This is a genomic window from Amnibacterium flavum (assembly GCF_003097495.1).
GTDB classification, from domain to species: domain Bacteria; phylum Actinomycetota; class Actinomycetes; order Actinomycetales; family Microbacteriaceae; genus Naasia; species Naasia flava.
Genome location: NZ_QEOP01000001.1, coordinates 874,120 through 896,660 on the forward strand (window position 1 = coordinate 874,120; position 22,541 = coordinate 896,660).

The window sequence follows — 22,541 nt, forward strand, 5'->3', positions numbered from 1 at the left end:
GCCGTTCCACTAGAAGTTTGGAACGCGATTCCAGTCGTGTCAAGATGAAGCCATGGAACCCAACGCATCGCAGCGCCGAGGACGTCGTCCGGACGCGCTCTCCGCGAGCACGATCGTGGGCGCGGCGATCGGAATTCTGGACGTCGGAGGAGAATCCGCGCTGACGTTCCGCTCGCTGTCCGAAGTGCTTCAGACCGGTCCGGGCGCGATCTATCACCACCTCGCGAACAAGGGCGAGATCCTCGCGGCCGCCGCTGCCGAGGTCATCACGCGAGCGGTGTCTGAAGCGCGCCGAGACCGTGCGGACGGCGGTATCCGGGCGGTCATGCTCGCGCTGTTCGACGCGATCGACACCCACCCGTGGATCGGCGCTCAACTCGCTCAGGCACCCTGGCAGCCGGCGGTGCTCGAGATGCTCGAGAGCATCGGCGAGCACCTGGACGGTCTCGGAGTGGAGGAACGGCACCAATTCGCAGCCGCGACGAGCTTGGTGAATTTCACGCTCGGCATGGCGAGCCAGTACGCCGCCGGAGCGCGCCTGTCCCGCGACTCGGACCGGGCATCGTTCCTGCAGAGGATCGCGAAAGAGTGGGCCAGTGAATCCAGCGCCATGACCCATCCCTTCGCCCGACGCATGGCCGGGCACCTCGCTGAGCACGACGACCGCCTCCAGTTCACCGCTGGGATCGAGTTCATCCTCGCCGGCATCACGTCGACTGCCATTCCGGAGAGCACTGGTCGCCGGTCCGCTGGCGAGCGCTGAGGCCGGATCGTCGCCCCGTGCGGAAGCGGGTATTCTCGCCCGAGGGATCGTCCTCTCGCGGCACCGGTAGGGGATTCTCGATCGGACCAGCGAGCCCGCTCGGTCGACGCGCCTTTCGGACCCACGGCCGAGACGGCCGGAGTGCTAACGGTCGCCGACGGGCGTGCTGAACAGGTTGACGACGTTCCCATCCGGGTCGCGGATGAGTGCCGATCGGTTGCCCCACGGCATCGTCGTCGGTGGGAGGACGACGTCCTCCTGCTCGACCTGGAGCCGGGCGAATTCACCGTCGACGTCACTGACTTCGAACTCGATCAAGACCGAACGGTTGGTCCCGGGGGTCACGGCGCCGCCGAGCATCGCAACCGTCGCTGTGCTCGCGATCGCCAGATTCGCACCTGGCCCGCTGAACTGCGCGAAGATCGGCGCGGGGCGCTCAGCCCGGTGTCCGATGACGCGTTCGTAGAAGGTGACGAGACCTTCGAGGTCGTCGGTGACGATGCGGATGGATGCGAATGGCATGGAAGGGCCTCCTGCGGTGATGACGACCTGGAGATCCCAGTCTCACCGGCTGCTGCGACACCGTGCTGTCGGTGTTTACGCAGTTCGTCTCGAATTGTTCAGTCCTCGTCGAGGACCGATCGCAGACGCCCGTACTGAATGGCGAGGCTCTCGGGACGGATCGAGCGCGGCTGAGGCCGCTCGTCCGTCAGCTCGACAGACCGCATGCGGTCGCCGCGGAACGCGCGGACTCCTTCCCGGAGCCGGCACCAGGCGATGAGGTACCACTGCCCGTCTTTGCCGATGGAGCCGAGCGGCTCGACGTCGCGCACGGATTCCGATCCGGACTTGTCCTGGTAGCGCAGGCGCACCACGCGGTCCGATCGGAGCGCGGCAGCGAACTCCGTCGGCACCGTCCTGTTCTCGGTGCTTTCGAGGAAGTGGACTCGGGACGCGACGGCGGCGGCTCGTGCGGCGTCGGCGTCCGGCATGACCGCGAGGGTCTTCCGCGCCGCCGTTCGGGCGGCGTGCCGGAACGGGCTGTGTCGAAGTCCGCCGAGCCCGATCAGTATCGCGAGGGCCTCGTCCAACGTGAATCCCGCCGGGCCGAGGGTTGCGGAGGCGTCGATCGCATACCCGCCGGTCCGACCCGGTTCCGCCCAGATCGGTAGCCCGGACTGCTGCAACGCGGCGACGTCGCGCTCGATGGTTCTCACGGACACCTCGAACCGCTCAGCAAGCCGTCGAGCGCTGCGCGGACGCGGGGACACGGCTCGAAGCTCCTCGACGAGGGCATAGAGACGGTCGGTTCGGTTCACCCCGCAATCATCTGCCATCCGCCGCGAGCTTGCCGTCGACGGCGGTACCATCCCTGAGCTCTCCGAAGAAGAGGACCGAAGCGCCCCCGCTGCACGGGCGCGCACGGCGGCATGTAGAGACAACGGGGGACGGTGCATGCAGAGACGACGGGGAAGGGGATTGAATTGCTAGTGAACCGGGCGGACAAAGCGTGTGATCCGTTGAGGAGGACCCGAAATGAGCACCCGACCCAAGGCGAGTGGCATCCTGAGCCACGCCCTCGGCATCCACCTCGAGCAGATTGCCTGAGGTCGGCACATGAGAAGTCTGGACGAAGCGAGAACGCACGCGGCCGCGCTTCTGGCGCAGGTGGTGGCGAGAAACGGCGTCGAGGTTGCCTTCTTCGCAGGGCAGTTCGGTGTGCCTGAACATGAGGACCACGGCGACGTCTGGGTGTTCAACTGGCAGAGCGTGGGGTACCTCCGCACCGGCGATGCCCGCGATCAGCTCCTGATCGGACCTATCGTCGTGCCGAAAGATGACCGACCCGCGGTTCATCTCGGCACCGCCGACACGACCGAGGATGAGGTCGAGCGCTGGAGGAAGCGCTCCGAGTGGGATGCCGACCCGCTGATCCGAGAGTGGGCGGAGCGACTCGGAATGTCGTTGCCCTCGTCGGGGCCGGACGTCGTGCGGGGTTTCGGCGACATGGAGGTCGACTTCGAATTGCAGCGCCGTGCCGGTCGCTTCGTCGTCGTCCGTGTCAGCCGAGGAGTTCCCCAGGTGCAGGGCAGCTTCGCAACCGAGCAAGATGGAGACCGCTTCCTGTTGATACAGCTGATCAATGTTTGGCGCTCCGAACAGAGACGACCCGCAATGTGGCGGGACGAGCTCGCGGCTGGCGTCGCTCTCGACGAGGGACCGACGAGCGTCGACCTCCGATGGGAGGCGGGAGAAGCCGAGTTCCCGGGCGGTCGTCTCGGGGTGGCCGGAGCAACCCAGTTCAGTCACGCGATCGGTCGCTCGCTCGAGCAGATCAGCCACGCGCTCAGTCGGTGAGCTCGCACCCCGAGCCTGTGTTGTTCGGGATTCGCTCTCTTTTCATGCGGGAGACGTCATCGTCTTGCGAGGTCGGGATGGTGTCGCCTCACGATTCACGGCTCCCGTGTCCGTCACGACGCCGTCCATCGGCGGTGTCTGCGATGCGCTCGAGAGCCACGGCGATACGCCTCAGCGCCGCGAGCAGGCTGATCGTCGCGAGGACGACCGCAGCGATGACCACGAGGATGAGCCAGTCCATGTATCGACGCTAACCGATGCGCCGCCGAGCGGCCGATCGGGGCGGTCGCGAAGGACGAGCGACGACGCAGCGGATCTGGTCAGTTGGCAGGATCGGCCTCGACGAGGTGGTGCTTGCGCTCGAGCGCGGCGCCCTCCACGTCGACATCGGGCACGATGCGGTCGAGCCATCTCGGCAGCCACCATGCGCCCTCTCCGACGAGGTGCATGAGCGCCGGCACGATGAGCATCCGCACGACGAACGCGTCGATGAGCACACCGACCGCGAGACCGAAGCCGAAACCGCGGACGATGGTCGCGTCGGCGAAGATGAACCCGCTGAACACCGAGATCATGATCAGCGCCGCAGCGGTGACCACGGAGCGTCCGGCCCTGAAGCCCTCCGCCACCGCGAGTCGAGCCGGGGATCCGTGGACGAAAGCCTCCCGCATGCCCGAAGCGAGGAACAGCTGGTAATCCATCGCGAGGCCGAACAGGATGCCGACGAGGATCACCGGGAGGAAGCTCAAGACCGGCCCGGTGTTCTGGATGCCGATGAATTCGGCACCCCAGCCCCATTGGAACACCGCGGTCAGTGCGCCGAACGTCGCGAAAAGGGACAGCATGAAGCCGCCGGTCGCGATGAGCGGCACGAGCAGCGAACGGAACACCACGATCATGATCAGGAGCGAGAGTCCGACGACGACCGTGAGATACAGCGGAAGGACGTCGGCCAGGTTCTCGGAGATGTCGATGTTGATCGCCGCCTGCCCGGCGACGCCCAGGGTGATGTCGCCGTCGATGGCCGGCATCGCTCGCAGAGCCCGCACCAGTTCGTCGGTCGACACGCTGTTCGGGCCCTCATCGGGGATCACCTGGAAAGCGGCGAGACGGTTGTCGTCGGAGACGGCGATGGGCGCGACAGCGCTCACGGAGTCCTCGTCCGAGATGGCCTCGGCCACGGCGAGCTGGGCTTCGGTGACCTGATCGTCATCGAGCCCGGCAGGCAGATCGGCGGTGACCAGCAGTGGACCGGTCGCTCCCTCGCCGAACGCGTCGGAGGTGATCATGTAGGCGTTGTAGGTCGTCGAACCCTGCGGTTCCGATGATCCGTCGGGCAGGCCGAGGCGCATCGACAGAGCGGGCGTCGCGATGGCGAGCAGAGCGGCGGCGCCAACGATGACGGTGAGCACGGCGCGGATGGTGGACATCGGGCGGACCGGCTTGCCCGCGGCGTGATTGTGTCCCGCTTCGACGCGTGCGCGGCGGCGACGCGAGAGCAGACGCCTTCCGACCAGTCCGAGAATGGCAGGCGTCAGTGTGACGGCGATCAGCACCGCGACGGCGACGCAGGCGGCGCCCACGGTTCCCATCAGTCCGAGGAACGGCACGCCGGTGACGTTGAGCGCGAGCAGCGCGACGACGACCGTGGCTCCCGCGAAGACGACCGCATTGCCGGCGGTGCCGTTCGCGAGCCCGATGGACTCTCGGACCTCCGCGCCCTGAAGCAGCTGTTTGCGGTGCCTGTTCACGATGAAGAGCGAGTAGTCGATGCCGACCGCGAGCCCCAGCATGACGCCGAGAACCGGGGTGACGGACGCCATCTGCACGACGCCCGAGAACGCGAGCGACCCGACGACCCCGATGGCGACTCCGACGATGGCGGTGACGATCGGCAGGCTGGCGGCGATGACCGAGCCGAGCATGACGAGCAGCACGATGGCGGCGAATGCGACACCCACGACCTCTCCCGGGCCGAGGATCTCGGGCACTCCCTGTGCGATGTCGGTCGAGATGGCGACCTCGACGCCGTCGATCGGCGTGGACTCGAAATGCTCGATGACGGCCTGCTTGCTCTCCTCGGACAGTTCGAGACGGGGTTCGGTGAACGCGATGTTGACGAGCGCGGCGGTCTCGTCCTCCGACACGGTGCGGATGCCGGCAGCGAGGTCGAGCAGGCGGGCGCCGGTCTCGAGCTTCGCGCTCTGCGTCTCGAGTTCGGCGCGCGACGTGTCGAGCTGGGTCTGGCCGTCGGTCAGCTGCTGGCGCTGCGCGTCGAGCCCGGCCTGCTGGGCCTCGATCGCCGCGAGTGCCTGGTCGGGGGCGGGGCTCAGCGACGCTTGCTCGCGCGCCGCGTCGAGCTGGGTCTGGGCGGCGTCGAGCTGCGCGATACCGGCATCGATCTGGTCCTGCGCCTGCTGGAGCTGGGCGGTGCCGTCGGTGATCTGGGTGCGCCCGTCGGCGATCGTCTGCGCCTGTTCGGCTCGCTGGGCTTCGGTGTCGAACGGGTCGACCACGTTGGCGACGTCGGGGAGATCGACGGCACCGGCCGCGAGGTCGCTGATCTCCGCGCGCTGCTCGTCGGTGAACGCCTCGCCGTTCTCCGTCTCGAACGCGATGGTGCCGGATGCTCCGCCGAAATCGGGCAGCTTGTCCTCGAGCTCCGCGATGACCTCGGAGGAGGCGGTCCCGGGGATGTCGAAGCTCGACGAGAGGCCCTTGAAGCCGATGAGGAACCCGCCGACGGCGATGGCGAGAACGACCAACCAGGCGCCGATCACGATCCAGGCGCGGCGGGCCGAGAGACGGCCGAGTCGATAGAGCAGTTCGGCCACAGTCAGTTCCTCATCCGTCGGGTGCGAGCTTCGCTCAATCTACAATACGAGACGTTGCGTCTTGCTGAAGATATGATGGGGATGTGAGCGAACAACGACGTGGCGCGGTCCGCAGTGAAGCGTCGCGTGTTGCAATCCTGAACGCCACCGCGGCGCTCTTCGCCGAAAAGGGCTACGAGCACCTCTCCATCGAAGCGATCGCCGCCGAGGCGGGCGTCGGCAAGCAGACGATCTACCGCTGGTGGCCCACCAAGAGCGCCCTGGTAGCCGAATGCATGATCGAGGGCTTCCTCATGCCGGGAGGGGCGATCCCGCTCAACTCGGGTGATATCCGCAGCGATCTCGAGGCGTGGGTGGTGGCCGTATTCCGCTTCACCGAGGACCCGGACAACGACGTGCTGATCCGCTCGCTCGTCGCGGCGGCGTCCGATAACGGTGACATCGGGCGCCGCCTCCACGATCGACTCGGCGCCTCGTCCGAGCTCACCGAGCGGCTAGCCGCCGCTGTTCGGGCCGGAGAGGTCCGCCCGGATCTGCCCATCGCCGATGTCGGTGAAGTGCTGGTCGGCGCGGTGGTGCTGCGCATCCTGACCCGAGAACCGACGGACGAGAAGCTTCCGACCCGCCTGGTCGACATCGTCCTCGGCGGTCCGCGCCCCGTCGCGTGATGTCACCCCTACTGGGGCAGGCGCGCGCCGCGCCCTCTTCCTACGCTTGAGCTAACCCGTCGAGTGCCGTTCTCTGAACGCGCTCAGCGCTTCACCCGAGCGCATACCCCCACCCCACCCGAGAGTCACCCACCCAATGATTCGTCCCTTCGCGCGCGCCATCGCGGCCGCTGTCATCGCCATGATCCTCGGTGCAGGCATCGCCGTCACCGCCACGGCTCTGCCCGCCTCCGCCGAGAACCTCGGCGTCTCGGCCAATTGCTCGACCCTCACCGTGAAGCCGAACGGCTTCGCGTCGAAGGGCGAGGTGCGCGTCCTCGTCGACGGCGAGGTCCAGACCGAGGGGACCGACGACGGGTGGCGCAGCTTCAAGGGCAGCTTCAGCGGCGTCTACACCTTCGAGCCCACGGTCGCCCACGACTACGAGGTCCAGATCAACTCCTTCGGCGCGGACAGCGACGGACGCGGCTTCGCGCCGGGAACGGGGTACGACGCGACCTACACCGGTCCGACCACGGCGTGCGCGCCGGTCGATATCGCCGCCGCCGCCTCGAACTGCGTGTCGCCGAGTCGGATCGACAAGCAGTCGATCAATCTGACCTTCTCCGAGCTGCGCCGCAGCGTCACCTACCTCGCGGAGGTTGTTCTGAACGGAGATGTCGTCACCCACTTCCAGTTCCGGACCGCCCCCGTCGTGCAGAAGACGTTCAGCGGCCTGACGGCCGGGGAGAAGTACGAGATCCGGTTGACGGACCAGTCCGACGACTCCCTCTCCGCCCGCGCCTTCGTGCCGATCGCCGGATGCGCCGACCGCTCGACGGTGACTCTGACCGCGGGGGAGTGCGCACCGCGTTCGGGCGGCAGCTCACTGTCCGCTGAACTCACCGGACTGGTCGATGGCCGCGAGTACACGCTCGCCGTCTCCCAGTCGGCCGGCGACCGCTCGTCCCGCGCTGTCGCGGGCGGCAAGGACACCGTCGTGACCTTCGCGGATGTCCCCGCCGGCGCCTACACCGTCACCCTCTCGGACGACGCCGCACCCCGGGTGACCACCTCCGAACCCGTCACGGTCGCCGAGTGCGCTGACGGCTCCGGCGCCGGAGGCGCGGCGGGTCCGGGATCCTCCAGTGGCACCGCGTCGAGCGGCAGCACCACCGGTTCGGTTGCCACCAGTCACGCGGGACGGCTCGGCGGTCGCTCCACGTCGGCGTCGCAGGCGGCAGGCAGCACCGAGACGAGCGCCTCCGCCGGGATCGTCGAGGACGGCACGCCCGCCGTCGACACCCCGGTCGGCTCCGCTCCTCAGACCGACGCCGCCGAGCAGCTTCCGACTCTCGCGGCGGACGCATCCAGCGATCAGACCGGTGTTCAGGCCGTCTGGACCATCGGCGCCCTGGCCGCCGTGCTGCTCATCGCCGGCCTCTTCCTCTTCTTCGGTCTCCGTCGCCGGCGCGCCTGAGGCGGCGGGTCGGAGGTCCGCTGACTCCTGAGCCCACCTCAAGGTGAGCGTGCCAGCGTCGGGATGGTGACCGACTCAGCTCGCGATGCCCCCGATACGACTCCGGCAGACGACGTATCCGGCCTCCGGCTGCGCTGGCCCGACGCGGTGACGCAGGACCCCGATCTGGACGCGTTGGTCATCGATGTCGTCAACACCGGATCAGAGGTCTGGAGACCCGCGAGCACTCGACTGCTGGTCGTGGGGGCGCTGTTAGCGCAGGCGTCCGACAGCGGAGGATTCTCCTTCGGCTACGTGGGCGGCGCGGGAGACCGCATCCCGCTCGGGCCGGGGGAGTACGCGCGGGTTCCGGTCCGGCTGGCGCCGTTCGACTGGAGTTCCGCGGTCCCAGGGCCCCACCTCGTGCGTGCCGCGCTGGTGGCGCCGGGCCTCGTCGTGGATCCGCCGCTCGTCGTCGAGCTGACGCAGGAGCGAATCGATCGGGTGCGGTCTGAGCAGGCGCCCGACCCTGCGGTGGAGGTGCGCCACAGAAGACGTCTGGACGAACAGCTCTCCGGGCTGCGGGCGATGCTCACGGCATCCGAGCGTCTCGGGGATGTGGCCGCAGCGGTCGCCTCCGCATCGGACGAGGAGGACGGTGTCGCCCGCATCGCCGCCGTGCTCGGGTGCGGTCCCGACGCTGCCCGGCAGGTGTTCGGCTCGCCCCTCCACCGTCTGAGGTCCTCGAGCTCGCTCGACGCTGAGGTCGCCCGAGTGCTGAGGCGGATGGAGGGGCTGCCGGATCCGGAGAACCCCTAGCCCGCCCTGAGGCGGGAGGGGTGGCGTGTCAGGCCGAGTACCAGGCCTGCTCGCGAGCCTGGACGAGGGCATCGCGGTATTCGCGGCGCGAGGCCGGGGAGAGGTGGACGCCGCCGTCGGCACCCGCCCGCTCGAGCTCGGTCTTCGCCTCGTCGATGTTGCCGATCTCGAGCTGCGCGAGTCCGGCTTCGAGCGAGCACTCGGCTTCGAGCAGCACGCGGCGCACGCCGGGGACGAGGGTCGAGTCGCTGCAGCGCATCCGCGCCGACAGGGCTGCGACGACCGCGTGATGCGGCCGTCCGCTGAGTCGCAAGGTGCGCGCGCGCTCGATCTCGCCCTCGATGGAGTCGGCGACGGAGGTCGCCGCGGAGACGGCATGCGAAACGTAATTAAGAGATGTCGGGTTCATCAGAAGATGCCTCTCGGGTAGGACCTCCATCGGGTGAACGGAGGTTGAGACATCCGCCACCCTACGAGTGACTCGAGGGCATGTAAAGGGGGCGTCCCTCTAACGGGGGGCGCTCGGCGACGGCTCAGCGCGAGGTGGACGAGGGCGCGGCCGTGCTCCCACGGTACGTGATCTCGAGAGGTGCGGCGATGAGCCCGGGTGCTGTCGGCGTGGCGCCCGCGAGGATCCCGAGCACCAGACGAGCCGCCGCGCGCCCCTGTTTCGACGGCGCCTGCGCGACGGTGGTCAGGTCGAACAGGGCTGAGAGGGGGTGGTCGTCGATGGCGATGACGGACAGGTCCTCCGGCACGGTCAGACCTCTGGTGCGGGCGGCGAGGATCGCGCCGACGGCCACCTCGTCGCTCGCTGCCGCGATCGCGGTGGGCAGGGTCTCGGCTCGCTCGAGGAACTCCAGGACGGCCGTGTAGGCCTCGGCCGTCGTCATCTCGCATGGCGCAACGTCCGCCCCCTCGCTGAGACCGGCGCTCGCCATCTCGAGCCGGAACCCCTCACGGCGCCTGCTGTGCACCGCGGTCGCCGTTCCGTCGATCGGCCCGCCGAGATGGAGGATCCTGCGGTGCCCCAGGTCGATGAGGTGCCTGGTGATCAAGCGCGACGCGGCGATGTCGTCGATGCCCACGGTCGTCGCGCCGGGGAGCTGACTGCCGACCCCGACCACGGGCTTGCGCAGCGAGAAGAGAGGTCCCACATCGTCGGAGGCGAAGTCCATGCCCACGGCGATGACGGCGTCGACCCGTTTCCGGACGAGGAAGTAGTCGAACACCCGGGCGCGCTGATCGGCATCCCCGCGCAGTCGGTACAGGGTCAGGTCGTAGCCGTCCTCGAGCAGGGCCTCCTCGACGCCATCGATGACCTCGGCGAAGAACCAGCGGTTGATGTAGGGGCTCACCACCCCGATGTTGCGGGTGCGTCCGGTGACGAGGCTGGCTGCATTCGTCGACGCGACGTAGCCGAGGTCGAGGGCCGCCTGGGTGACGAGGAGCCGGGTTCGCTCGGACACGTAGCCGGTGCCGCTGAGCGCGCGGGACGCCGTCGCCTTCGACACGCCGGCGAGGCGCGCGACGTCGGCCAGGGACTTCACGGGATCCTTCCTTGGATCGACCGGAGCCGCGTCACGCGTCGTTGTGCGATGTATGGAACCGGTCCCAGAGACGTACACCATAACGCCGTGCCCGCGGGCTGTCACGCCGGCCGCCGACCGAGGACCTGCTGTTTCCGAATCGTGATCTTGGGAATCCGGGCCGACTTGCATCGCTGAGAGCGCTCGCTTACGTTCCTTTATGGAACCGGTTTCGCACGCCGCCGCCACCGCGGAGCGGGCGAGCCGCCACCTGCACCAGGGCGTTCTGGTCACGATGGCCGGTCGCTGAATCTCAAAGAGGAGAGGAAACCATGAGCGCAACACTGCGTCGTCGCCTCATCATCCCCGCCGCCATCGCGACCGCTGCCGGTCTCGCGCTGAGCGGCTGTACCGGCGACATCGCCGAGCAGGATGCGGCTGACGTCGACTGCACGCCCTACGAGGACTACGGCACTTTCGACGGCGAAGAGGTCACCATCTCGGGCACCATCGTCGAGACCGAGGCGGACCGCCTCATCGCCTCGTGGGCCGACTTCGCCACGTGCACCGACATCAACATCGAGTACCAGGGCACCCGCGACTTCGAGTCGACCATCGCCCAGCTCGCCGAGGGCGGTAACGCCCCCGACATCGGAATCGTCCCCCAGCCCGGCCTCGTCGCACTGCTCGCGGGCAACGGCTACCTCGAGCCGGCCCCGGCCGAGGTCGAGGCCAACGTCGACGAGTTCTGGACGCCCGACTGGAAGAAGTACAGCACCATCGACGGCACCTTCTACGGCGCCCCGATGCTCGCCAGCGTCAAGGGCTACATCTGGTACTCCCCGGCCGAGTTCGAGGAGAAGGGCTATGAGATCCCGACCACTCTCGACGAGCTCATGACCCTGACCCAGACCATCGCGGACGAGGGCGACCACCTGCCCTGGTGCGCCGGCATGGAGTCCGGCGAGGCGACCGGCTGGCCCGGAACCGACTGGATCGAGGACTTCGTCCTCCGCCAGGCCGGCCCCGAGGTCTACGACCAGTGGGTCACCCACGAGATCCCCTTCAACGACCCGCAGATCGTCGCGGCGTTCGACGCGGCCGGTGAGTACCTGAAGAACCCCGACTACATCGACACGCAGTCGCTCATCAGCACCCCGTTCCAGGAAGGCGGACTCGCCATCCTCGACGGAACCTGCTCGCTGCACCACCAGGCGTCGTTCTACGAGGTCAACTGGGGTGACGGCGTGACCGTCGCTCCCGACGGCGACGTCTACGCGTTCCTCATGCCCCCGGTCGAGGCCGGTGGCGAGCTGCAGGTCACGGGTGGTGGCGAGACCGTCGTCGCGTTCCGCTCCAGCCCCGCGATCACCGCGGTCCTCACCCACATGTCGTCCGACACCTTCGCGCAGCTGCGCGTCGAACAGGGCGGCACCGTGAGCGCGAACAACGGCGTCGACGCCAGCACCGCGTCCAGCCCGCTGCTCCAGCAGACGATCGAGATCCTCCAGGACCCGAACACCACGTTCCGCTATGACGGTTCCGATCTCATGCCCGGCGCGGTCGGTTCGAACTCCTTCTGGAAGGGAATCGTGTCGTGGCTGACCGGCGGGAGCACGCAGGACACGGTCGATTCGATCGAGTCCAGCTGGCCCTCCTGATCGAGGTAGTCGGCTACTAGGGTGAGGGGCGGAGTCGCGATCATGCGGCTCCGCCCCTGCACCACCTAGCTGCACCCATTCATTCAGCGTCGAACGAAGGGATACGAGCAACGTGACCACAGCTGATCTGATCGGCAAGATAATCCAGATCGTCGGGGGCCTGGCGATATTCGCCGCCGTCGTCGGTCTCGTCCTGTTCCTCGTCGACAGGGCACCGAAGCGGGGCCGCGACTTCCTGCAGCTCGCGGCCTTCGTCGCACCGGCGATCATCCTCCTCGTCGTGGGACTGATCTATCCGGCGGTCCGCACCACGTCCCTCGCGTTCTTCAACGCGGGCGGCGACTTCACCGGCTTCGACAACTTCGTCTGGGCGTTCACCCAGCCCGATGCCCTGCGCACCCTGCTCAACACGGTCATCTGGGTCGTCCTGGTGCCGACCCTGTCGACGATCATCGGCCTCGCCTACGCGGTCTTCATCGACAAGAGCCGCGGCGAGAAGTTCTTCAAGGCCCTCGTCTTCATGCCCATGGCCATCTCGTTCGTCGGCGCCGGAATCATCTGGCGCTTCGTCTACGACTTCAAGTCGCAGGGACGCGACCAGATCGGTCTGCTCAACGCCATCGTCGTCGCGTTCGGCGGCGAGCCGGTGCAGTGGCTGCAAGCCTCGCCGCTCAACACCTTCCTCCTCATCGTCGTCATGGTCTGGATCCAGACCGGATTCGCGATGGTCGTCCTCTCCGCCGCGATCAAGGGCGTTCCGACCGAGCAGCTCGAAGCGGCTCAGCTCGACGGAACGAGCGCGTGGCAGCGGTTCATCAACGTGACGGTCCCCGGCATCCGCAGCTCGCTGGTGGTCGTCGTCACGACCATCTCGATCGCGACCCTGAAGGTCTTCGACATCGTCCGCACCATGACGGCAGGAAACTTCGAGACCAGCGTGGTCGCCAACGAGATGTACACGCAGGCGTTCCGCGCCAACGAGCCGGGCCGTGGATCCGCTCTCGCGGTGATCCTGTTCCTGCTCGTGCTCCCGATCGTCATCTACAACGTCCGAGTCCTCCGCCAGCAGAGGGAAGTCCGATGAGCGCAACACCCGTCGACCTGCCCATCCCCGGCAGCCGCACCACCAAGGGTGCGATCGAACTGGCCGAAGAGGGCCAGACGCAGACGATGCGCGTCAAGCGCCGCCTCACCTCGCGCGGGGCGACCATCGCGGCGCTCATCATCGCCGTGCTGTGGACCACCCCCACCTTCGGTCTGTTCATCTCGTCGTTCCGGCCCGCCGCCGACATCCAGAGCTCCGGCTGGTGGACCTGGTTCACGAACCCGTCGCTGACGCTCGAGAACTACCAGGAGGTGCTGCTGTCGACGTCACAGTCGTCACCTCAGCTGGGCGCCTACTTCGCGAACTCGCTGTTCATCGCGATCCCGGCGACGGTGTTCCCGCTCGTGCTCGCCTCCATGGCCGCGTACGCATTCGCATGGATCAAGTTCCGCGGCAGCGGTGCCCTGTTCATCCTGATCTTCGCCCTGCAGATCGTTCCCCTGCAGATGGCGCTGATCCCGCTGCTCCAGCTGTTCAGCGCGGTGCTGCGGCCCGGGCAGCAGTGGCTGCATGACGTCATCCCGTTCATCCCGACGCAGAACTACCTGCCGATCTGGATCGCGCACACGATCTTCGCGCTCCCGTTGGCGATCTTCCTGCTGCACAACTTCATCTCGGAGATCCCCGGCGAGGTCATCGAGGCCGCGAAGGTCGACGGGGCGAGCCACACGCAGGTGTTCTTCCGCATCGTTCTTCCCCTGGCGCTGCCGGCGATCGCGTCGTTCGCGATCTTCCAGTTCCTGTGGGTGTGGAACGACCTTCTAGTGGCCCTGATCTTTTCGGGCGGTACGCAGGACGCGGCACCGCTCACCCAACGATTGGCGGAGCTCACCGGTTCGAGAGGCCAGGAGTGGCAGCGATTGACAGCCGCGGCGTTCGTCTCCCTGGTCGTCCCGCTGATCGTCTTCTTCAGCCTCCAGCGCTACTTCGTGCGGGGCCTCCTCGCGGGCTCCACGAAGGGCTGACGCCGGCGCTTCGACGGGCTCAGCGAGCGGCCTCCGCCCGTTGAGCCCGTCGAAACGAGCGGTGTGGTGTCGCTGCCCGTTGAGCTCGTCGAAACGAGCGGTGTGATGTTGCTGCCCGTTGAGCTCGTCGAAACGAGCGGTGTGATGTTGCTGCCCGTTGAGCTCGTCGAAACGAGCGGTGTGATGTCACCACGGCGTGATCGTCGGCAGGTGATCCGTTCTGATATGCATCCTCGACGGCTTCACGCCTCGCGCCCAGAGGCCGGAGTCGTATCGCCCTTCGATCAGCGCCAGCTTCTTTGCGCGGCTCCAGCCCTGCACCTTCTTCTCGAACGCGAAGGCTTCGCTGATCCGGTCGAACCGGGCGCACCAGATCAGGCGGACGGGAAGACGACGGCGCGTGTAGGCGGCTCCCTCACCGCGCTGATGCTGCTCGAACCTTTGGGCGAGCGCGGAGGTGCTGCCGACGTAGAGCGTCGCGTCGGAGCATTCGAGGATGTAGACCCAGCCCATGAACCGAGTGAAGCGTGAGCGCGACGACGTTGAACCGTGCGAGCGTCGATCGGTGCACAAGCCGGCACCAGGTCGATCTGTGGAGGAACGACCGGCGGCGGTCCCCGTCGCTTCGACGGGCTCAGCGGGCGGGCTGGGTGTGAGGACGACGCCCGTTGAGCTTGTCGAAACGTGCGGAGGTGCTGTTTTCGGCCCTTCGCTTCGACGGGCTCAGCGGGCGGGCGGGGCCCGGCGGGTCAGGACGGGGGGAGGGCGTCGAGCATCGACTGCATCAGCGTGATCTCCGCTGCTTGGCTCTTGGAGATCGTGGTCGCCAGTGCCCGCACCGAGGGGTCGTCGGTGCGTTCGAGCGCTCCGTCGGCCATCTCGACGGCGCCCTTGTGGTGCGCGATCATCAGCGTCAGGAAGATGCGATCCGCCTCGACGCCGGTCGCGGCCGTCAGCTCGTCGATCGACTCCTCGCTCGCCATGCCCGGCATCACGCCGGACTCCCCGGGCGCACTCGAATGGCCGCCGTGCTCATCGCCCATCCAGCTCATGGCGGGAGCCGCCGAGAACTGGGGGAGACCCCACTGGGTCAGCCAGCCGTACATCTGACCCGACTGCTGAGCCTGCGTCGTCGCGATGTCGTACGACAGGGTCCGCACGTCGGGGTCGTCGGTGCGCAGATATTCGAGCATGGCCAGTTCGACGCCCTGGTTGTGGTGCACCTGCATGTCGCGGGCGAACCCGGCCGCCGCACTCGTCGTCGTCGGGGTGGGCGTGACCAGGGTGCTCGCGCGGCCGCCGGCGAAGCCGATGCCGCCCGCGACGATCGCCGCGATCGCGACGGCGATTAGCAGCGACCAGCGGAACCTGCGATCAAACCCGGCCTGGGCCATCGACTCCGCCTGTGCACGGCGCACCCGGCTCGGGTGCGTCCTCGCTCTGCCAGTACTCCTCGAAGAACGCCGAGATGGCGTCGGAGTCGACGCTGTCGAGCTTCAGCTGCGCGTCCCACGCGCTGACCGCGACCGCGGTGTCCATGTCGGGGAACGGGGAGAGGACCGCGTAGGTGGACGGCATGAGCGAGCGGAGCTCGGCGATGTCGTCGTCGCTCACCGCGTCGGGGTCGTAGGTCAGCCACACGGCACCGTGCTCGAGGGCGTGGACGGCGTTCTCGTTCGGAACCGGCTCGGAGTAGACGCCGCAGTTCAGCCACACCGGGTTGTGCGGGCCGCCCGCGGGAGGAGTCTGCGGATAGTCGACGGGCGTCGACACGTGGGTTGCCTCGTTCTCGAACGTCTCGACACCGGCGACCGTGCTGCCGGAGCTGCCGGCCTCGTACTTCGCCGAACCGGGGATGAGGACGATGGAGGTGACGATGAGGCCGACGACGACCACACCGCCGACGATCGCGGAGATGATGCCGATGCGCTTGTTGCGCGCCTTCCGCGCCTGCTCGGCTTTGAACTTCGCGGTCTTCTCGGCCCTCTGCGCCTCGCGCTGCTGCTTGACCGTCTGCTGCTTCACGGCGGGGGGTACGGCGTTGTCGCCGGCCTTCGGGTTCATGGAGCTCCTGCATGGTCGGCCCTGGGGGCGGTGGCGCCGCCGGCGCGTCCGGCAGCGGGTCGAGCCTAACCGAGGTGGTTGACCCGTCAACGGTCGGGCTCGCGGCGGCGACGTTCTTGTCCGCCGAAGGCGAAGGGTATGCGGGCTTGCTGTCAGTAGGGCCGACGTAGGCTCCTCGGGTGACTATGAGTGGTGGAGGGCGCCCCCGTCGGGGAGTGGCGTCGAGCGACACCGAGGCGCAGAAGGCCGCCAACGCGACAGCGCCCAAGGTCGACCACCTCCTGCGGCGCATCGGTCACCTGTTCGCACCCCACCGCGCGATGCTCACCCTGACGATCGCGCTCGTTCTCATCGACGCGGCCCTGACCGTCGCCCCGCCCCTCCTCACGCAGCAGGCCTTCGATCGCGGCCTGTTCCCCGAGGGCGGCCCGAACATCCCGGTGCTGGCCGAACTGGTCGGGCTGATGATCCTCATCTGGGTCGTCTCAGCCGGCCTCGGCATCTGGCAGACCTACCTGACGGCCACGATCGGCAACAACGTCATGGGCACCATGCGCGTCGATCTGTTCCGGCACCTCCAGGCGATGGAGCTGGGGTTCTTCACCCGAACCAAGACGGGTGTCATCCAGTCGCGCCTCGCGAACGACGTCGGCGGTGTCGCCGGCGTGCTGAGCAACACCGTGTCGAGCGTCATCGGGAACCTGGTGACGGTCATCGCGGCCCTCGTCGCGATGCTGCTCCTCAGCTGGCAGCTCACCCTGATCGCCGTGGTCCTCCTGCCGCTGCTGGCGCTCGCGCAGCGCAGGGTCGGCCGGGTCCGGGCGAGGATCGCGACCCAGACCCAGGAATCGCTGTCCGACATGACCGCGATCACCCAGGAGACCCTGAGCGTGTCCGGCATCCTCCTGGCCAAGAGCTTCGGGCGCCAGGAGAGCGAGACCGAGCGGTACGCGGGCGAGAACCGACGTCAGATCGGGCTCCAGGTGCGGCAGGCGATGAGCGGGCAGGGCTTCTTCGCGCTAGTTCAGATCTTCCTGTCCATCGTTCCCGCCGTCATCTACCTCGTCTCCGCCTACCTCATCGAGGGCGGCGCCGATCTGACCGCCGGCACGATCGTCGCCTTCACGACGGTGCAGGCGCGGCTGATGTGGCCACTGCTGGGCCTGATGAGGGTGGCACTCGACCTGCAGACCTCTGCCGCTCTCTTCGCGCGGATCTTCGAGTACTTCGATCTCAGGCCCACGATCGCGGATCCCGCCGTCCCCGAGAGCATCGGACTCGGCGATCCGGTGGGCAGGGTCGAGTTCCGCGACGTCGCGTTCTCCTACCCCGACCAGACCGGGTCGCACGCGCGCATCCTGAAGGACGTCTCGTTCGTCGCCGAGCCCGGGCAGCGCATCGCGTTCGTCGGAGCCTCGGGCGCGGGGAAGACCACGATCAGCTACCTGATCCCGCGCTTCTACGATGCGACAGGCGGTGCCGTCATGATGGGCGGCCACGACGTGCGCAACCTGCGGCAGCAGGAGGTGCTCGACCAGATCGGGATCGTCAGCCAGGAGACCTATCTGTTCCACGCGACCATCCGCGAGAACCTCCTCTACGCCAAACCCGACGCGACGGAGGGCGAGATGCGACGCGCGGCCGAGGCCGCATCGATCTCGGCGACGATCGAGGCGTTCCCCGACGGGTACGACACCGTCGTGGGGGAGCGCGGGTACCGGCTGTCCGGAGGGGAGAAGCAGCGCATCGCGATCGCCCGGGTGCTGCTGAAGGATCCTCCCGTCCTCCTCCTCGACGAGGCGACGAGCGCGCTCGACTCGGTGTCGGAGCGGGCGGTCCAGGAGGCCCTGGACGAGGCGTCCGCGGGTCGCACCACCATCGCGATCGCGCACCGGCTGTCGACCGTCGTCGACGCCGACATCATCCACGTCGTCGACCGCGGCCGGATCGTCGAGAGCGGAACCCACGACGACCTGCTCGCCCGGGGCGGCGCGTATGCCGCCCTCGCCGCGAGGCAGGGGCTCACGACGACGCCCCGGCAGGATGCGGCACTCGAGGCGTGACGCCGTCCGACGACCGAACAGGGGGTTGGCGTCCGCCGACTCCGTCCGGCTACGATGAGCGGGTGTTCGTGACCTGTTGCTGTCGGCGCCCGTAGGCGTTCTCCGACCCCACCTGTCACCGCCGTGAGCCCCAGGACTCCGTCCGCTCCGGCCATTCGAATCGAGAAGAATCGATGAAGTACGCGAACACCGTGCTCGACCTCATCGGCGGCACCCCGCTCGTCAAGCTCAACCACGTCACCGACGGAATCGCCGCGACGGTCCTCGTCAAGGTCGAATACCTCAACCCCGGCGGATCGTCGAAGGATCGCATCGCGGTCAACATCATCGACGCCGCGGAGCGCGACGGGCTCCTGAAGCCGGGTGGCACCATCGTCGAACCCACCTCGGGCAACACGGGAGTGGGTCTCGCTCTGGTCGCGCAGCAGCGGGGCTACCGCTGCGTCTTCGTCCTTCCCGACAAGGTGGGCGAGGACAAGCGCAACGTGCTGACCGCCTACGGTGCCGAGGTCGTCGTCACTCCGACGTCCGTCGCCCCCGATGACCCCGAGTCGTACTACAGCGTCTCCGACCGCCTCGCACGCGAGATCCCGGGCGCATTCAAGCCCGACCAGTACTCGAATCCCAACGGGCCTCGCTCCCACTACGAGTCGACCGGTCCCGAGATCTGGGCCGACACGGACGGGCGGATCACCCACTTCGTCGCGGGCGTCGGCACCGGCGGGACGATCAGCGGCACCGGGCGCTACCTCAAGGAGGCGTCGGCGGGAGCCGTGACCATCGTGGGAGCCGACCCCGAGGGTTCCGTCTACTCGGGAGGCACCGGGCGCCCCTATCTCGTCGAGGGAGTCGGCGAGGACTTCTGGCCGACCGCCTACGACCCGGGCGTCGTCGACGAGATCGTCGCCGTCAGCGACCAGGAGTCGTTCGACATGACGCTGCGGCTCGCCCGTGAAGAGGGACTCCTCGTCGGCGGGTCGAGCGGGCTGGCGGTGGCCGCGGCGCTGCGCATGGCCCGCGACCTGCCCGAGGACGCCGTCGTCGTGGCTCTTCTGCCCGACGGGGGCCGCGGCTACCTCGGCAAGATCTTCAGCGACAGGTGGATGCGCTCCTACGGCTTCGCCCAGCTGAGCGACGAGCGGTCCGTGGCCGATGTCGTCGGCGCGAAGACCGGCAAGCTCCCGGGACTCGTCTACGCGATGCCCGACTCGACGGTCCGCGACACGATCGCCACTCTGCAGCGCTACGACGTGTCGCAGCTCCTCGTACTCAACGTCGAACCGCCCGTCGTGATGGGCGAGGTCGTCGGCACAATCAGCGAGCGCGCACTCCTCGACCTCGTCTTCAGCGGTCGTGCGGCCCTGACGGATCCGATCGGCGGATTCGTCGAGGAGCGGCTGCCCCTCATCGGACTCCGCGAGCCCGTATCCGCCGCACGCGCGGCCCTCGGCACCGCGGATGCTCTGCTCGTCACCGACGGAGGCAAGCCCTCCGCCGTCCTCACCCGTTCGGACCTGCTCAGCTTCCTCTCCGAGTGACGCGAGCCCCCGACTCTTCCGACCAAGGAAACGCCTTCCCCATGACTGAATCGCAGCAGGCCTTCAACACCCGTGCCATCCACGCCGGCCAGGAGTTCGACCCCACCACCGGAGCGGTCGTCCCTCCGATCTACCAGACGTCGACGTTCGTCCAGGACGGCATCGGCGGGTTCCGGGGCGGCTACGAGTACGCGCGCAGCGGCAACCCCACGAGGTCGTCGCTCGAGACGCTCATCGCATCGCTGGAGTCCGGCACGCACGGCATCGCGTTCTCGTCCGGACTCGCGGCCGAGGACGCGATCCTGCGCTCGACCCTGGCGAGCGGCGACCACATCGTGCTGGGCAACGACGTGTACGGCGGCACCCACCGCCTGATCAACCGCCTGCACGTGCCCACCGGGGTCGAGCTGACGACGGTCGAGATGTCCGACTCCGACGCGGTCCGCGCGGCCCTGCGCCCGACGACCAAGGTGCTCTGGGTCGAGACGCCCAGCAACCCGCTGATGAAGATCACCGACATCGCCGAGCTCGTCGAGATCGGGCACGCGGCAGGCGTCACGGTCGTCGTCGACAACACCTTCGCCTCACCGGCGCTCCAGCAGCCGCTGCTCCTCGGCGCCGACGTCGTCGTGCACTCCACGACCAAGTACATCGGCGGGCACTCCGATGTGCTCGGCGGGGCCGTGGTGACCAGCGACGACGAACTCGCCGAGAAGGTCCGCTTCGTCCAGTTCGCCGCCGGCGCGGTGCTCGCCCCCTTCGAGGCGTGGCTCACCGTCCGCGGCATCAAGACCCTCGCGGTCCGCATGGAGCGCCACTCGAGCAACGCGCTCGCCGTCGCCCAGCACTTCGCCGAGCATCCCGCCATCGAGCGCGTCTACTACCCGGGGCTCGAGTCGCACCCCGGGCACAGGATCGCCGCGACCCAGATGTCGGGGTTCGGCGGCATGCTCTCGGTGTCCCTCCGCGATGGCGAGGGGGCGGCCCGTCGCCTCGCCGAGTCGACCAAGCTGTTCCAGCTGGCCGAGTCGCTCGGAGGCGTGGAGTCGCTCATCGGCTACCCGAGCGAGATGACCCACGCCTCGGTGCGCGGGACGCCGCTCGAAGTGGCGCCCAACATCGTCCGGATCTCGGTCGGCATCGAGGATGTCGCCGATCTGATCGCCGATCTGGAGAGCGCTCTTCCCCGAGTCTGATGCGGTTTTCCGCTTGTTTCCGCCCGCGAATGGGGGCGCTCTCATAACGATCCGGTCACAGCTCGGAGCCTCAGTGTGAGAGCGGTTCCAGGTTTTCCGCGGGAACATCGGGTTTCGGGTGAATAACGCTCCGGCGACGATTCGGATACGGGTGCTCCAAGCGTTCGCATAGACCTGATCGGTGGGCTAACGTCTTCCAGTCACAACTTGTCAGCCGTGCGAAAGCGCGGCGAATGAGGGGTTACGACGCAGTAATCACAGTTCCGGACCCACGAGGGTTCCAGAGGGGAATCGGCGCTCAGCACGATCCAGGCAGCCAGAGACGGACTGCCTTCTGACATGCCAGGCACTGGTGCCTCCACGGACTTCTCGTCCGGCATCACAGTTCCTCGAAAGGAAGACCATGTCACGAGCGAAGAGACTCCTGACCGTCCTGGTCGCCACCGGCGTTGTCGCCGGCCTGGCGGCATGTGCACCTCCCGCGGGCTCCAGCGGCGGCGGCGCCGAGGGTGACGGCGGCATCGACTGCAACGTCGGCATCTCGATGCCGACCCGCAGCCTCGAGCGTTGGATCAACGACGGCGAAGGCCTCAAGTCCAAGCTCGAAGACGACGGCTGCACCGTCGACCTGCAGTACGCAGACAACAAGACCGACCAGCAGATCAGCCAGATCCAGAACCAGGTCGCCGGTGGCGCCAAGATCCTCGTGGTCGCGGCTGTCGACGGTCTGACTCTCGGCCCGGCTCTCGAGGACGCCAAGTCGCAGGACGTCACCGTCATCGCCTACGACCGTCTGATCAACGGCACCGACGCGGTGGACTACTACGCCACGTTCGACAACTACAAGGTGGGCCAGCTCCAGGGTCAGTTCATCGAAAACCAGCTCGGCCTCGCCGACGGCGCGGGCCCGTTCAACTTCGAGCCCTTCGCCGGCAGCCCCGACGACAACAACGCCGGCTTCTTCTTCCAGGGTGCATGGGACGTCCTGCTCCCCTACGTGGAGAGCGGCCAGCTCGTGATCCCGTCCGGCAAGCTCTCGGCGACCAACGACGACTGGAAGTCGATCGGAATCCTCGGTTGGGGTTCGGACGACGCTCAGGCTGAGATGGACAACCGTCTGCAGTCGTTCTACACCGGCGGCCAGAAGGTCCAGGTCGTCCTCTCCCCGAACGACAGCCTCGCGCTCGGTATCGAGCAGTCGCTTTCGTCGGCCGGCTACACGCCCGGTTCGGACTGGCCCATCATCACGGGTCAGGACGCCGACAAGGCGAACGTCGAGGCGATCCTCGCCGACCGTCAGTCGATGACGGTCTGGAAGGACACCCGCGAGCTGGGCAACCAGGTCCAGAAGATGATCCAGGCGATCGTCGCCGGTGACGAGGTCGAGGTCAACGACACCGAGACCTACGACAACGGCAACAAGGTCGTCCCGTCCTTCCTGCTCGACCCCCAGGTGGTCGTGAAGGATGACGTGCAGTCGCTTCTGATCGACTCGGGCTTCCTCAAGGCAGCTGACGTCGGACTCTGATTCCGAAACCAA

General features: G+C 67.8%; 21 protein-coding genes. 12 read left to right on the top strand and 9 right to left on the bottom strand.

Annotated elements, in window-relative coordinates; genetic code table 11:
- Nucleotides 1-52 precede the first annotated feature (52 nt).
- The gene (locus tag DDQ50_RS04160; RefSeq protein ID WP_116755419.1) at nucleotides 53-763 is read left to right on the top strand and encodes a TetR/AcrR family transcriptional regulator; all 711 of its coding nucleotides are present in this window, start codon (nucleotides 53-55) and stop codon (nucleotides 761-763) included.
- Nucleotides 764-907: 144 nt separating this feature from the next.
- On the opposite strand, the gene DDQ50_RS04165 is transcribed toward DDQ50_RS04160, so the two are convergent.
- Nucleotides 908-1,285 (bottom strand): VOC family protein, encoded by a 378-nt coding sequence (locus DDQ50_RS04165; RefSeq protein WP_116755420.1) that lies wholly within the window; start codon nucleotides 1,283-1,285, stop codon nucleotides 908-910.
- A 98-nt stretch (nucleotides 1,286-1,383) separates the two neighbouring features.
- Entirely contained in the window at nucleotides 1,384-2,133 is a 750-nt protein-coding gene (locus DDQ50_RS04170) for a helix-turn-helix transcriptional regulator (protein ID WP_338065113.1), read from the bottom strand.
- 247 nt (nucleotides 2,134-2,380) lie between these two features.
- Here DDQ50_RS04170 and DDQ50_RS04175 point away from each other — a divergent pair, with 247 nt between their 5' ends.
- Nucleotides 2,381-3,121 carry a YrhB domain-containing protein gene (locus DDQ50_RS04175; RefSeq protein WP_116755422.1) on the top strand — a complete coding sequence of 247 codons (741 nt, stop codon included), beginning with the start codon at nucleotides 2,381-2,383 and terminating at the stop codon, nucleotides 3,119-3,121.
- 88 nt (nucleotides 3,122-3,209) lie between these two features.
- On the opposite strand, the gene DDQ50_RS17185 is transcribed toward DDQ50_RS04175, so the two are convergent.
- Both DDQ50_RS17185 and DDQ50_RS04180 read right to left on the bottom strand, forming a co-directional pair.
- On the bottom strand, nucleotides 3,210-3,362 hold the full coding sequence (locus tag DDQ50_RS17185) for a hypothetical protein (RefSeq protein ID WP_165829683.1): 153 nt from the start codon (nucleotides 3,360-3,362) through the stop codon (nucleotides 3,210-3,212).
- Nucleotides 3,363-3,441: 79 nt separating this feature from the next.
- Nucleotides 3,442-5,955: an MMPL family transporter gene (locus DDQ50_RS04180; RefSeq protein WP_116755423.1), complete on the bottom strand. Its 2,514-nt coding sequence runs from the start codon at nucleotides 5,953-5,955 to the stop codon at nucleotides 3,442-3,444.
- 83 nt (nucleotides 5,956-6,038) lie between these two features.
- Between DDQ50_RS04180 and DDQ50_RS04185 the strand changes: the two genes are divergently transcribed.
- The 3 genes from DDQ50_RS04185 to DDQ50_RS04195 all read left to right on the top strand — a co-directional run bounded on the left by DDQ50_RS04185 (nucleotide 6,039) and on the right by DDQ50_RS04195 (nucleotide 8,880).
- Nucleotides 6,039-6,623 carry a TetR/AcrR family transcriptional regulator gene (locus tag DDQ50_RS04185; RefSeq protein ID WP_116755424.1) on the top strand — a complete coding sequence of 195 codons (585 nt, stop codon included), beginning with the start codon at nucleotides 6,039-6,041 and terminating at the stop codon, nucleotides 6,621-6,623.
- 136 nt (nucleotides 6,624-6,759) lie between these two features.
- Nucleotides 6,760-8,082 carry a hypothetical protein gene (locus DDQ50_RS04190; protein ID WP_116755425.1) on the top strand — a complete coding sequence of 441 codons (1,323 nt, stop codon included), beginning with the start codon at nucleotides 6,760-6,762 and terminating at the stop codon, nucleotides 8,080-8,082.
- Between the two features lie 66 nt (nucleotides 8,083-8,148).
- Nucleotides 8,149-8,880: a hypothetical protein gene (locus tag DDQ50_RS04195; RefSeq protein ID WP_133245896.1), complete on the top strand. Its 732-nt coding sequence runs from the start codon at nucleotides 8,149-8,151 to the stop codon at nucleotides 8,878-8,880.
- 28 nt (nucleotides 8,881-8,908) lie between these two features.
- Here the strand turns inward: DDQ50_RS04195 and DDQ50_RS04200 are convergent, their stop codons facing one another.
- Nucleotides 8,909-9,289: a hypothetical protein gene (locus tag DDQ50_RS04200; protein WP_116755427.1), complete on the bottom strand. Its 381-nt coding sequence runs from the start codon at nucleotides 9,287-9,289 to the stop codon at nucleotides 8,909-8,911.
- A 124-nt stretch (nucleotides 9,290-9,413) separates the two neighbouring features.
- Nucleotides 9,414-10,430 carry a LacI family DNA-binding transcriptional regulator gene (locus DDQ50_RS04205; protein WP_116755428.1) on the bottom strand — a complete coding sequence of 339 codons (1,017 nt, stop codon included), beginning with the start codon at nucleotides 10,428-10,430 and terminating at the stop codon, nucleotides 9,414-9,416.
- Nucleotides 10,431-10,741: 311 nt separating this feature from the next.
- On the opposite strand from DDQ50_RS04205, the gene DDQ50_RS04210 reads away from it, so the two are divergent.
- The 3 genes from DDQ50_RS04210 to DDQ50_RS04220 all read left to right on the top strand — a co-directional run bounded on the left by DDQ50_RS04210 (nucleotide 10,742) and on the right by DDQ50_RS04220 (nucleotide 14,140).
- Entirely contained in the window at nucleotides 10,742-12,070 is a 1,329-nt protein-coding gene (locus DDQ50_RS04210) for an ABC transporter substrate-binding protein (protein WP_116755429.1), read from the top strand.
- Nucleotides 12,071-12,182: 112 nt separating this feature from the next.
- Nucleotides 12,183-13,154 (top strand): carbohydrate ABC transporter permease, encoded by a 972-nt coding sequence (locus tag DDQ50_RS04215; RefSeq protein WP_116755430.1) that lies wholly within the window; start codon nucleotides 12,183-12,185, stop codon nucleotides 13,152-13,154.
- Nucleotides 13,151-14,140, top strand: coding sequence for a carbohydrate ABC transporter permease (locus tag DDQ50_RS04220; protein ID WP_116755431.1), 990 nt, complete (start codon nucleotides 13,151-13,153; stop codon nucleotides 14,138-14,140). Before DDQ50_RS04215 ends, DDQ50_RS04220 begins: the two co-directional genes overlap by 4 nt.
- A gap of 186 nt (nucleotides 14,141-14,326) precedes the next feature.
- Here the strand turns inward: DDQ50_RS04220 and DDQ50_RS04225 are convergent, their stop codons facing one another.
- The 3 genes from DDQ50_RS04225 to DDQ50_RS04235 form a co-directional block, all read right to left on the bottom strand.
- A complete protein-coding gene (locus DDQ50_RS04225; RefSeq protein ID WP_116755432.1) occupies nucleotides 14,327-14,653 on the bottom strand; it encodes a GIY-YIG nuclease family protein in 327 nt (108 codons plus the stop codon).
- A gap of 236 nt (nucleotides 14,654-14,889) precedes the next feature.
- Nucleotides 14,890-15,534, bottom strand: a complete 645-nt coding sequence (locus tag DDQ50_RS04230; protein WP_116755433.1) for a DUF305 domain-containing protein — start codon at nucleotides 15,532-15,534, stop codon at nucleotides 14,890-14,892.
- Nucleotides 15,515-16,204, bottom strand: coding sequence for a DUF3105 domain-containing protein (locus tag DDQ50_RS04235; protein WP_116755434.1), 690 nt, complete (start codon nucleotides 16,202-16,204; stop codon nucleotides 15,515-15,517). The genes DDQ50_RS04230 and DDQ50_RS04235 overlap by 20 nt, the downstream gene beginning before the upstream one ends.
- A gap of 185 nt (nucleotides 16,205-16,389) precedes the next feature.
- Between DDQ50_RS04235 and DDQ50_RS04240 the strand changes: the two genes are divergently transcribed.
- The 4 genes from DDQ50_RS04240 to chvE all read left to right on the top strand — a co-directional run bounded on the left by DDQ50_RS04240 (nucleotide 16,390) and on the right by chvE (nucleotide 22,529).
- Nucleotides 16,390-18,267: an ABC transporter ATP-binding protein gene (locus DDQ50_RS04240; protein WP_116755435.1), complete on the top strand. Its 1,878-nt coding sequence runs from the start codon at nucleotides 16,390-16,392 to the stop codon at nucleotides 18,265-18,267.
- A gap of 173 nt (nucleotides 18,268-18,440) precedes the next feature.
- Nucleotides 18,441-19,805, top strand: a complete 1,365-nt coding sequence (locus DDQ50_RS04245) for a cystathionine beta-synthase (RefSeq protein ID WP_116755436.1) — start codon at nucleotides 18,441-18,443, stop codon at nucleotides 19,803-19,805.
- A gap of 41 nt (nucleotides 19,806-19,846) precedes the next feature.
- Nucleotides 19,847-21,001 carry a cystathionine gamma-synthase gene (locus DDQ50_RS04250; protein WP_116755437.1) on the top strand — a complete coding sequence of 385 codons (1,155 nt, stop codon included), beginning with the start codon at nucleotides 19,847-19,849 and terminating at the stop codon, nucleotides 20,999-21,001.
- Nucleotides 21,002-21,404: 403 nt separating this feature from the next.
- The gene (gene chvE, locus DDQ50_RS04255) at nucleotides 21,405-22,529 is read left to right on the top strand and encodes a multiple monosaccharide ABC transporter substrate-binding protein (protein ID WP_116755438.1); all 1,125 of its coding nucleotides are present in this window, start codon (nucleotides 21,405-21,407) and stop codon (nucleotides 22,527-22,529) included.
- The last annotated feature ends 12 nt before the right edge of the window (nucleotides 22,530-22,541 follow it).

Coding starts and splice junctions, on each gene's coding strand:
- DDQ50_RS04160 (WP_116755419.1), top strand. CDS start 53: ATGGAACCCAACGCATCGCAGCGCCGAGGACGTCGTCCGGACGCGCTC.
- DDQ50_RS04165 (WP_116755420.1), bottom strand. CDS start 1,285: ATGCCATTCGCATCCATCCGCATCGTCACCGACGACCTCGAAGGTCTC.
- DDQ50_RS04170 (WP_338065113.1), bottom strand. CDS start 2,133: ATGGTACCGCCGTCGACGGCAAGCTCGCGGCGGATGGCAGATGATTGC.
- DDQ50_RS04175 (WP_116755422.1), top strand. CDS start 2,381: ATGAGAAGTCTGGACGAAGCGAGAACGCACGCGGCCGCGCTTCTGGCG.
- DDQ50_RS17185 (WP_165829683.1), bottom strand. CDS start 3,362: ATGGACTGGCTCATCCTCGTGGTCATCGCTGCGGTCGTCCTCGCGACG.
- DDQ50_RS04190 (WP_116755425.1), top strand. CDS start 6,760: ATGATTCGTCCCTTCGCGCGCGCCATCGCGGCCGCTGTCATCGCCATG.
- DDQ50_RS04200 (WP_116755427.1), bottom strand. CDS start 9,289: ATGAACCCGACATCTCTTAATTACGTTTCGCATGCCGTCTCCGCGGCG.
- DDQ50_RS04210 (WP_116755429.1), top strand. CDS start 10,742: ATGAGCGCAACACTGCGTCGTCGCCTCATCATCCCCGCCGCCATCGCG.
- DDQ50_RS04220 (WP_116755431.1), top strand. CDS start 13,151: ATGAGCGCAACACCCGTCGACCTGCCCATCCCCGGCAGCCGCACCACC.
- DDQ50_RS04225 (WP_116755432.1), bottom strand. CDS start 14,653: ATGGGCTGGGTCTACATCCTCGAATGCTCCGACGCGACGCTCTACGTC.
- DDQ50_RS04230 (WP_116755433.1), bottom strand. CDS start 15,534: ATGGCCCAGGCCGGGTTTGATCGCAGGTTCCGCTGGTCGCTGCTAATC.
- DDQ50_RS04235 (WP_116755434.1), bottom strand. CDS start 16,204: ATGAACCCGAAGGCCGGCGACAACGCCGTACCCCCCGCCGTGAAGCAG.
- DDQ50_RS04240 (WP_116755435.1), top strand. CDS start 16,390: ATGAGTGGTGGAGGGCGCCCCCGTCGGGGAGTGGCGTCGAGCGACACC.
- DDQ50_RS04245 (WP_116755436.1), top strand. CDS start 18,441: ATGAAGTACGCGAACACCGTGCTCGACCTCATCGGCGGCACCCCGCTC.
- DDQ50_RS04250 (WP_116755437.1), top strand. CDS start 19,847: ATGACTGAATCGCAGCAGGCCTTCAACACCCGTGCCATCCACGCCGGC.
- chvE (WP_116755438.1), top strand. CDS start 21,405: ATGTCACGAGCGAAGAGACTCCTGACCGTCCTGGTCGCCACCGGCGTT.